General features: G+C 56.4%; 2 protein-coding genes. One reads left to right on the top strand and one right to left on the bottom strand.

Annotation, left to right across the window (positions count from 1 at the left end):
- The first annotated feature begins 258 nt into the window (after positions 1-258).
- Entirely contained in the window at positions 259-1,104 is an 846-nt protein-coding gene (gene fghA / locus A3730_RS18945; RefSeq protein ID WP_063520953.1) for an S-formylglutathione hydrolase, read from the top strand.
- Positions 1,105-1,169: 65 nt separating this feature from the next.
- On the opposite strand, the gene A3730_RS18950 is transcribed toward fghA, so the two are convergent.
- Positions 1,170-1,772 carry a glutathione S-transferase family protein gene (locus A3730_RS18950; RefSeq protein WP_063520954.1) on the bottom strand — a complete coding sequence of 201 codons (603 nt, stop codon included), beginning with the start codon at positions 1,770-1,772 and terminating at the stop codon, positions 1,170-1,172.
- Between the last annotated feature and the right edge of the window lie 337 nt (positions 1,773-2,109).

Raw genomic sequence — 2,109 nt, forward strand, 5'->3', positions numbered from 1 at the left:
GAGGTGCAACTCAGCCGATGGATTCTTTATCGGCGTATGAATAGGTGCGGGGTGGGGCCAAATCTCCTACCGTCTGTACCCTTGGGTCAGATGCTCCTTTGGTCCCTCCACCCCGGCAAGTCCTGCATGGTTGCAGGAAGAGCATTCAAACATACAAGCACCTCTCGAGGTGCGAACCTTACCTGGCAAGGACTTCTCTCAAGCAGGTTCGCACCTCGAGAGGTACTCCTACAGCGGCTTCGTCAGAAAGGATAAATCATGTCTGATATCGAATTGGTTTCTGCCACCAAATCCTTTGGTGGCTGGTTGAAGCGCTACAAACATCGCAGCCAGGTGCTCAACTGCGAAATGATCTTTGCCATTTATCTGCCTCCGGCCGCAGAAGAAAATACTGTGCCGCTGCTATGGTGGTTGTCCGGGTTGACCTGTACGGATGAAAATTTCATGCAGAAAGCCGGTGCCCACAAAACCGCTGCGGAACTGGGGCTGGCGATTGTCTGCCCGGACACCAGCCCGCGTGGTACCGACTTGCCCGGTGAACATGAAAGCTACGACTTTGGCTCCGGCGCCGGCTTCTATGTGAATGCCACCCAGTCACCCTGGAGCCAGCACTACCGCATGTACGACTATGTGACCGAAGAGTTGCCGGCGCTGGTGCAGGCGCATTTCCCACTCAATGGCAAACAGGCCATCAGCGGGCACTCCATGGGCGGCCATGGCGCACTCATCTGCGCCCTGAAAAACCCCGGGCGTTACACCTCGGTCTCCGCTTTCGCGCCAATCAGCAACCCGGCCCAATGCCCATGGGGCGAAAAAGCTCTGGGTGGCTATCTGGGAGACAACCAGGAAGTCTGGAAAGACTGGGACAGCTGCGAGCTGTTAAAGGCAAAGGGAAGTGCGCTGCCATTGATGATTGATCAAGGGGATGCCGACAACTTCTACAGCGACGGCCAGCTCCGCCCGGAAGCGCTGAGCGCTGCCTGCGAGGAAGCCGGCGTGCCGATCACCCTGCGAATGCAGCCCGGCTACGACCATTCCTATTTCTTTATCGCCAGCTTTATTGACGACCATCTCAAGTACCACTTTCACCATCTGAGCCAGTGACCCCCCCCGGCAAGGCGCCACACCGGCCGCCTTGCCGTGCAATCCCCATCCACTGGAACGCGCCTTCAATCCAGCATACCAACATAGTCCGGCTGTGCTTTTACTCGCCCCAACCACGCCCTGATTGCCGGATAATCCTGTAGTGAGAAGCCCCCCTGATCGGCCACATGGGTATAGGCGTACAGGGCAATGTCCGCAATGGAGTAGCGCCCACCCACGAAGAAAGGCACGGCCTGTAAATGCCGCTCCATCACCGCCAGCGCCTCATGGCCCTTTTGTTGCTTTTCTTTCAGCCCTTCAGCGTACTTTTCCGGCTCTCCCAGCACATGCAGCCAATACCGGGACGTGGCGATATTCGGTTCGTGGTTGTACTGCTCGAAGAACATCCACTGCAGCACCTGAGCCTGCTCGAAGGCATCGGTGGGCATCAGCTGACTGTCACGGGCCAGGTACCAGAGCGCAGCGTTGGATTCCGGCAGGGTTCTGCCATCCGGGGTTACCAGTACGGGAATACGGCCGTTAGGGTTGATGGCAAGAAAGTCGTCGCTGCGGGTTTCGCCACGCGTAATGTCTTTTTCCACGCGTTCAAAGGGAACACCAAGTTGCGCCATGGCCAGGCGTAATTTGTAGCAGTTACCGGAGGAAGAAAATTCATACAAGCGATACATATCAGATCCTTCTGATCGGGAATCAAGCATTGAGCGACATAAAAAAGCCAGGGCATTGCCCTGGCTGGCTCGGGAGAGCATAACCTTATTTCAGGAAAATAGTGTTTCAGCGTCTTATTAGGGAGCCTCTGTATAACGCCTTGCATGCTCAGTCTTTCAGGCTGGTTCGCAATCTATACCCCATTCGGGGCACAGAGGGCGCGCTTTTGAAGGTGTCCCCTAACTGGGATCGAGATATGTCCATCCATCGAAAAAGTGCAACAACGAGTGCGGGCCAGCCTGAAAGACCCGAAGGGCGTGGCCTGGAGCGCCCATCTGCTGCGCCTTGCCTCTCGGA

It is taken from the genome of Alcanivorax sp. HI0044, from assembly GCF_001634945.1.

What these genes read in the sequence shown, in the direction of transcription:
- fghA (WP_063520953.1), top strand. Translation starts at nt 259, where the DNA reads ATGTCTGATATCGAATTGGTTTCTGCCACCAAATCCTTTGGTGGCTGG.
- A3730_RS18950 (WP_063520954.1), bottom strand. Translation starts at nt 1,772, where the DNA reads ATGTATCGCTTGTATGAATTTTCTTCCTCCGGTAACTGCTACAAATTA.